At 55.5% G+C, this 7,898-nt stretch carries 6 protein-coding genes; 2 read left to right on the top strand and 4 right to left on the bottom strand.

Annotation, left to right across the window (positions count from 1 at the left end; translation table 11 throughout):
• Positions 1–264: 264 nt before the first annotated feature.
• From hemG to pepQ, 4 genes are read right to left on the bottom strand one after another with little or no spacing between them, the layout of a single operon-like run.
• Positions 265–798 (bottom strand): menaquinone-dependent protoporphyrinogen IX dehydrogenase, encoded by a 534-nt coding sequence (hemG, locus tag PGR23_RS23670; RefSeq protein WP_047066646.1) that lies wholly within the window; start codon positions 796–798, stop codon positions 265–267.
• A gap of 11 nt (positions 799–809) precedes the next feature.
• Complete coding sequence (gene trkH, locus PGR23_RS23665; protein WP_015368834.1) at positions 810–2,261, bottom strand: Trk system potassium transporter TrkH; 1,452 nt, start codon at positions 2,259–2,261, stop codon at positions 810–812.
• A 41-nt stretch (positions 2,262–2,302) separates the two neighbouring features.
• Positions 2,303–2,917 carry an IMPACT family protein gene (locus tag PGR23_RS23660; protein WP_315712051.1) on the bottom strand — a complete coding sequence of 205 codons (615 nt, stop codon included), beginning with the start codon at positions 2,915–2,917 and terminating at the stop codon, positions 2,303–2,305.
• Positions 2,917–4,248 (bottom strand): Xaa-Pro dipeptidase, encoded by a 1,332-nt coding sequence (gene pepQ, locus PGR23_RS23655; RefSeq protein WP_047045732.1) that lies wholly within the window; start codon positions 4,246–4,248, stop codon positions 2,917–2,919. Before pepQ ends, PGR23_RS23660 begins: the two co-directional genes overlap by 1 nt.
• Before the next feature lie 191 nt (positions 4,249–4,439).
• Between pepQ and fadB the strand changes: the two genes are divergently transcribed.
• The gene (gene fadB, locus PGR23_RS23650) at positions 4,440–6,629 is read left to right on the top strand and encodes a fatty acid oxidation complex subunit alpha FadB (protein WP_047078531.1); all 2,190 of its coding nucleotides are present in this window, start codon (positions 4,440–4,442) and stop codon (positions 6,627–6,629) included.
• Positions 6,630–6,638: 9 nt separating this feature from the next.
• On the top strand, positions 6,639–7,802 hold the full coding sequence (gene fadA / locus PGR23_RS23645; RefSeq protein WP_047078530.1) for an acetyl-CoA C-acyltransferase FadA: 1,164 nt from the start codon (positions 6,639–6,641) through the stop codon (positions 7,800–7,802).
• The last annotated feature ends 96 nt before the right edge of the window (positions 7,803–7,898 follow it).

The following is a 7,898-nucleotide window of genomic DNA, read 5'->3' as shown; positions in this document are numbered from 1 at the left end:
TGATAAATTGTTAAAGAGCAGTGCCGCTTCGTTTTTCGCTGCGGCGCGGGGTGTGCATATTACGCTTTCCCGCCTCAGAGTCAAGCATTTATTTTTGCTTTTCTCCGCGAGGTTCTCACCGGAACCCCGCTGACCCGGCGGCTTGTTTGCCGTTGTTCCGTGTCAGTGGTGGCGCATTATAGGGGGTAATTCTGAAGTGACAAGAGGAAATTCAAAAAAACTTTTCGTTCGCTCGATTTTCCACCATAACGCGAGTTTTACGCGCTATTTGCTCGTCATTTGCGCGATTTCTTGAGCGAATCTGGCCACCTGCGGCCAATCCGTATAAACCACTTCTTTACTGGTGTCCGTTTCGCCGCCGGTCATCTTCATAATTAAACGAATCATAAAGCGATCGTACCAGCGATAGCGCGGATAACGCAGCGCGCCGGCAAATACCGCGCAGCTCTGCGGCTGCCACGGCGAATTAAGGAGAAACTTGCGCGTATAGCTGTTAGTTTGCGGCGTCCGCTTTTCCGCTTTGCGCGCCACCAGGTTTACCGAGAAGAATGCTCCCGGCAACGCCTGCAGTGATGCCAGGTGCTTTTTCACAAAGCGGTCCAGCGCAGGATGGAAGTGCCCATAGCGTATAGAGGCGCCAATCACGACGCGATCGTAGTGATGCCACTCAACCGTGTCGGTACGGTTCAGGTTCACGGTATCCGCATCAATTCCCAGCTCCTTAAGTTCGGAGGCCAGGTATGAGGCAATTTCACGGGTCTGCCCGTCACGGGTGGAGAAAAGAATTAAAGTTTTCACGAGCACTCCTGTTATTCGCGCCAGAAAGTGGGGGTAAAGAGCACCAATAAGGTGAACACTTCCAGACGACCAAACAGCATATTAGCAATCAGGATCCATTTCGCGACCGGGTTCATTGTCGCAAAGTTATCGGCAACGACCCCAAGCCCTGGCCCCAGGTTGTTCAACGTCGCCACAACTGAAGCAAAAGCAGAGAAGTCATCAACACCGGTAGCGATAATAGCCAACATACTAATGATAAAGACCAGCGCATAGGCGGAGAAGAACCCCCATACGGCTTCCAGAATACGTTCCGGCAGCGCGCGGTTACCTAACTTAATGCTATAGACGGCGTTTGGATGCACCAGGCGTTTAAGTTCACGATTCCCCTGTTTAAACAGCAACAGAATACGAATGACCTTCAAACCACCGCCCGTTGACCCGGCGCAACCGCCGATAAATGCAGAGCAAAGTAACAGCACAGGCAGGAACAACGGCCAGCGCGCAATACTGTCGGTGGTAAACCCAGCGGTCGTCGCCATCGACACCACCTGGAAGAACGCCTGGTTCAGCGTCGTTAACACCGAGCCGTAGACATTATGTAGCCACAATACCAGCGTACAGACGATAACCAGCGTTAGCTGAACACCGATAAACATTCTGAATTCCGGGTCACGCCAGTACACCCGCAAACTGCGCCCACTTAATAGCGAAAAGTGCAGACCGTAGTTACAGCCGGAGATCAACAGGAAGATGGCGATGATGGAGTTAATCATCGGGCTATTAAAGTAGCCGACGCTGGCATCGTGAGTTGAGAAGCCGCCGATAGCGATGGTCGCAAAGCTATGGCCGATCGCGTCAAATGCCGGCATCCCGGCGAACCACAGCGCCAATGCGCAGGCGACGGTTAATAAGACATAAATAAGCCACAGCGTTTTTGCCGTCTCGGCGATACGCGGGCGCATCTTATTGTCTTTCAACGGACCCGGCATTTCCGCCCGGTAGAGCTGCATCCCCCCGACGCCGAGGATAGGCAAAATCGCCACCGCCAGCACGATGATCCCCATACCACCGAACCACTGCAGCATCTGGCGATAGAACAGGATGGCATGCGGCAGTGAGTCCAGCCCCACCAGCGTCGTCGCGCCGGTAGTGGTTAAGCCGGAGAAGGATTCAAAAAAGGCATCCGTCACCGTCAGATTAGGCTGTTCAGCAAAGATAAACGGTAACGCACCGACGCTGCCCAGCACGGTCCAGAACAGCACAACAATGAGAAACCCTTCGCGGGATTTCAGTTCGCCTTTTTGCTTACGGTTCGGCCACCACAGCATGGAGCCGATCGCCAGGGCAACAAAGAAGGTTTGGGTGAAAGCTCGCCCCGCGCCATCGCGATATATCAGGGCCACTAATCCCGGGACAATCATCGTCCCCGAAAATAAGATGACCAACAGTCCAACGATTCGGGTTATCGCGCGAAAATGCATCTCTGGCGCTTCCTTTGGGTTACAAAAAAATCAGGTGGGGATTATTCGTCAATCTTCAGTAATTGCAATGAACCACGACTAAAATCAGCCAGTTTTGTTGAAAAAGAGGCCACTTCAGCTTGCGGAAGCGCGACGCGCAGTTGCACAGACGCCTGATATTCGCTTTCCACAATAATGCCCGAGAACTGCGCCAGCAGCGCTTCTATCCCGGCTAGCTGTCCGTATTCACATTGCAAAGTATATGCGGTTAACGGCGTCTTGCGCTGCGTTTTCAACTGCGCAAGCGCCTGATGGACGCCGCCGCCATAGGCCTTCACCAGGCCGCCGGTACCCAGCAGAATACCACCGTAGTAGCGCACCACCACAGCGGTTATCTCGCCGACGCCGCTGCCCATCAGCTGCGCCAGCATGGGTTTACCTGCCGTTCCCGCCGGTTCGCCATCGTCAGAGAACCCCAGCTGCTGTGAATCATCAGGAGGACCGGCAACCCACGCCACGCAGTGATGACGAGCGTCCGGGTGCTCAGCCCTGACCGATTCGACAAACGCTTTCGCCGCCGCCACGCCGTCGGTATGCGCCAACAGCGTGATGAAACGGCTCTTTTTGATCTCTTCAACAACGCTCACCGGCGCGGCCGGCACCAACCAACTTTCCATTACGCCAGTTTCAGGTCGCGCGTCATATTTTCGATGCTGTTTTCGTGAACCACCACGTTATCTTCGATACGGATCCCACCAAACGGCTTCATGGCTTCAATTTTCTGCCAGTTGAAGTGCTTGCTGAACTGCCCTTCACGCCATGGCGCCAACAGCGACTCAATAAAGTAGATGCCTGGTTCGATGGTCAACACCATACGCGGTTCGAGAATACGGGTGCAGCGCAGGTAAGGATACTTCGACGGCGCCGCCAGATGCGTACCGGTATCGTCCTGCATGAAACCGGCGACATCATGAACCTGCAGGCCCAGCGGATGACCAATCCCGTGCGGCATAAACGGCCCGGTCAGATCGTTTTCCACCATCGCCTCTTCGCTCATACCGGTCACTAACTGGTGTTTACGCAGCAGCTTTGCGATGCGCTGATGGAACTGAATATGGTAATCCACGTAGCTGGTGCCAGCCTTCATGGTGCTGATCAACGCCAGCTGTTCGTCGTTAACGTCTTTAATCAGCTGCGCGAAGTCGTTGTCGCTGTGACCTGCCCAGGTACGCGTCAGGTCCGCGGCATAGCCGTTGTACTCTGCGCCTGCATCCAACAGGAAGCTACGCATCTCGGTTGGCGCACGGTGATCCAGCTTGGTGTAATGCAATACGGCCGCATGCTCATTCAGCGCCACGATGTTGCTGTAAGGAACATCGGTATCGCGATGACCGGTCGCCGTCAGGTAAGCCTGATTAATATCGAACTCGCTCATCCCCGACTGGAAAGCTTCGTGGGCCGCGCGATGGCCGTTGACCGCCGATTTCTGCGCTTCACGCATACAAGCCAGCTCATAGTCGGTTTTGTAAGCGCGATAATAATGCAGATAGTCGATAACGCCTTTCGGGTTGATTTTGTCTGCCGCGATCTCCAGACCGATAGCACGCTCCGGCACCGGGCCGATATACGCAATATTGCCACGCGCCGCGGGCAGTTGACCACCAATGCCGTCGGCTTTCGGCAACGCAATCACGTCCACTTCTTCGGTCCAGAAAGAGGTCGGCAGCGGCTCAACGTTGTGCCAGTAATCGACCGGCAGATAGAACCACAGCTTCGGTTTATTCACGCCATCCACCAGCAGCCAGCAGTTTGGCACCTGGGTCACCGGCACCCACGCCTTAAATTGCGGGTTTACTTTAAACGGATACGGATGATCGTCGAGGAAGACATTAATCAGCTCGCCGGAGTGGATCAGCAGAGCATCCAGCTTGAAGCGGTCTAATACTTTGCGGGTACGTTCTTGTAGGGTAACGATATGATTTTTATAAAGCGCGGCCAGTGATTCCATCTTTTATCCTTTGCTTTTATTGGATCGTGATTCTCCGCATCTTAGCACATTAGCTCCAGGCCGGGTGATTTCTACCGGATGTGATCCGACCAGCAATTATTTAAAGAGTAATTTGCATTTTCTTAACATAAATTCCACACTCCGAGTCATCTGGTATGACCAGATCATATTGCTGGATTCAGGAGACTGACATGCTCTACAAAGGCGACACCCTGTACCTCGACTGGCTGGAAGATGGCATTGCCGAACTGGTTTTCGACGCCCCCGGCTCGGTTAACAAGCTTGATACTGCAACCGTTGCCAGCCTCGGTCACGCGCTGGACGTACTCGAAAAACAACAAGATCTCAAAGGGCTGCTGCTGCGCTCTGAAAAAGCGGCCTTTATCGTCGGCGCCGATATCACCGAATTCCTTTCGCTATTCCTGGTGCCGGAAGAACAGTTGAGCCAGTGGCTGCACTTTGCCAATAGCGTATTCAATCGCCTGGAAGATTTACCGGTTCCTACGCTGTCGGCGGTTAACGGCTATGCGCTGGGCGGCGGCTGCGAATGCGTGCTGGCGACCGACTATCGCCTCGCGACGCCGGATCTGCGCATCGGTCTGCCGGAAACCAAGTTGGGCATTATGCCTGGCTTCGGCGGTTCCGTACGTCTGCCGCGCCTGCTTGGCGCCGATAGCGCGCTGGAAATTATTGCCGCCGGTAAAGACGTCGGTGCCGATCAAGCGCTGAAAATTGGCCTCGTTGACGGCATTGTTGCCGCGGAAAAACTGCATCACGGCGCGCTGGCGATTCTGCGTCAGGCGATTAATGGCGATCTGGACTGGAAAGCCAAACGTCAGCCGAAACTGGAACCACTGAAGCTCAGCAAAATTGAAGCCGCCATGAGCTTTACTATTGCCAAAGGCATGGTCGCGCAAACCGCTGGAAAACATTATCCGGCGCCGATCACCGCGGTAAAAACCATCGAAGCCGCCGCGCGTCTTGGTCGTGACGACGCGCTGAAGCTGGAAAACCAAAGTTTTGTTCCGCTGGCGCACACCAACGAAGCGCGCGCGCTGGTCGGCATCTTCCTTAACGACCAGTACGTCAAAGCGAAAGCGAAAAAGCTGACCAAAGATGTCGAAACACCGAAGCACGCCGCCGTATTAGGCGCCGGCATTATGGGTGGTGGCATTGCTTATCAGTCAGCCTGGAAAGGCGTGCCGGTGGTGATGAAAGACATCAGCGACAAATCGCTGACCCTTGGCATGACCGAAGCGGCGAAGCTGCTGAATAAACAGCTGGAACGCGGAAAAATCGACGGCCTGAAGCTGGCCGGAGTGATTAGCACCATTCAGCCAACGCTGGAATATAGCGGTTTTGACCGCGTGGACGTCGTCGTTGAAGCGGTGGTGGAAAACCCGAAAGTGAAGAAAGCGGTACTGGCGGAAACCGAAGAGAAAGTGCGTCCGGACACCGTGCTGGCTTCCAACACCTCAACGATTCCTATCAGCGAGCTGGCCAGCGTTCTGCAGCGCCCGGAGAATTTCTGCGGTATGCATTTCTTTAACCCGGTACATCGCATGCCGCTGGTTGAAGTGATCCGCGGTGAGAAAACTTCGGATAAGACCATTGCCAAAGTCGTGGCCTGGGCCAGCAAAATGGGCAAAACGCCGATCGTGGTGAATGATTGTCCCGGCTTCTTCGTCAACCGCGTCCTGTTCCCCTACTTCGCAGGCTTCAGCCAGCTGCTGCGCGACGGCGCGGACTTCCGCAAAGTCGATAAAGTAATGGAAAAACAGTTTGGCTGGCCGATGGGCCCGGCCTATCTGCTGGATGTTGTCGGCATCGATACCGCGCACCATGCCCAGGCGGTAATGGCGGCGGGGTTCCCACAGCGAATGCAGAAAGATTATCGCGATGCGATCGACGCGCTGTTTGACGCCAACCGTTTCGGCCAGAAGAACGGCCTCGGTTTCTGGCGTTATAAAGAAGACAGTAAAGGCAAACCGAAAAAAGAAGAAGATGCCGCGGTCGATGGTCTGTTGGCCGAAGTCAGCCAGCCGAAGCGCGATTTCAGCGATGAAGAGATTATCGCCCGTATGATGATCCCGATGGTTAACGAAGTTGTTCGTTGCCTGGAAGAAGGCATTATCGCCAGCCCGGCGGAAGCGGACATGGCGCTGGTATACGGCCTGGGCTTCCCTCCGTTCCACGGCGGCGCATTCCGCTGGCTGGACACCATCGGCAGCGCAAAATATCTCGATATGGCGCAGCAATACCAGCACCTCGGCCCGCTTTATGCCGTGCCAGAAGGTCTGCGTAACAAGGCCCGTCATAACGAGGCGTATTATCCTCCAGTAGAACCAGCCCGTCCGGTTGGCGAACTGAAAACGGCTTAAGGAGTCACAATGGAACAGGTTGTCATTGTCGATGCAATTCGCACCCCGATGGGCCGTTCAAAGGGCGGCGCCTTTCGCAACGTGCGTGCGGAAGACCTCTCCGCACACCTGATGCGAAGCCTGCTCTCGCGTAACCCGTCCCTTGAGGCGAGCGCGATTGACGATATTTACTGGGGCTGCGTGCAACAAACGCTGGAGCAGGGTTTCAACATTGCCCGTAACGCCGCGCTGCTGGCGGAAATCCCGCACTCGGTACCGGCGACAACGGTTAACCGCCTGTGCGGTTCCTCCATGCAGGCGCTGCATGATGCCGCCCGTATGATCATAACCGGCGACGCCAGCGTCTGCCTGATTGGCGGCGTTGAGCACATGGGCCATGTACCAATGAGCCACGGTGTCGATTTCCATCCGGGCCTTAGCCGTAATGTGGCGAAAGCCGCCGGTATGATGGGGCTGACCGCGGAAATGCTGGCGCGTCTGCACGGCATTAGCCGTGAAATGCAGGATCAATTCGCCGCACGCTCTCACGCTCGCGCCTGGGCGGCGACGCAATCCGGAGCATTTAAAGCGGAGATCATCCCGACCGGCGGTCACGATGCCGATGGTGTGTTGAAATCCTTCAATTACGACGAAGTGATCCGCCCGGAAACCACCGTCGAAGCGCTGGCGGCGCTGAGACCGGCTTTCGATCCGGTGACCGGCACGGTAACGGCGGGCACCTCTTCCGCGCTTTCCGACGGCGCGGCGGCGATGCTGCTGATGAGCGAAAGCCGCGCCCGCGAGCTGGGGCTGAAGCCGCGCGCTCGCGTCCGTTCAATGGCGGTGGTCGGCTGCGATCCGTCCATTATGGGTTATGGCCCGGTTCCGGCCTCAAAGCTGGCGCTGAAAAAAGCGGGATTATCCACCAGCGATATCGACGTCTTTGAAATGAATGAAGCGTTTGCCGCGCAGATCCTGCCGTGTATTAAAGATCTGGGGTTAATGGAGCAGATTGACGAGAAGATCAACCTTAACGGCGGTGCGATCGCGCTCGGCCACCCGTTGGGCTGTTCCGGGGCGCGTATTAGCACCACCTTGATCAATCAGATGGAACGTAAAGACGCGCAGTTCGGTCTGGCAACCATGTGCATCGGTTTAGGCCAGGGGATCGCCACCGTATTTGAGCGGATGTAGGTAAAAAACTCGATGCCATTATTGCCTGCCAGCCAACAGGCAATAATGGATTAGAGGGGGTTTAGTTGCCGTTCTTCCCGCCTGTCAGGGGCGGGT

It is taken from the genome of Klebsiella sp. 141162 (assembly GCF_050600755.1).
Taxonomy (GTDB): Bacteria; Pseudomonadota; Gammaproteobacteria; order Enterobacterales; family Enterobacteriaceae; genus Klebsiella; species Klebsiella aerogenes.
The sequence above is the reverse complement of the archived record's forward strand: the minus strand, read 5'-3'. Positions and strand labels throughout refer to the sequence as shown.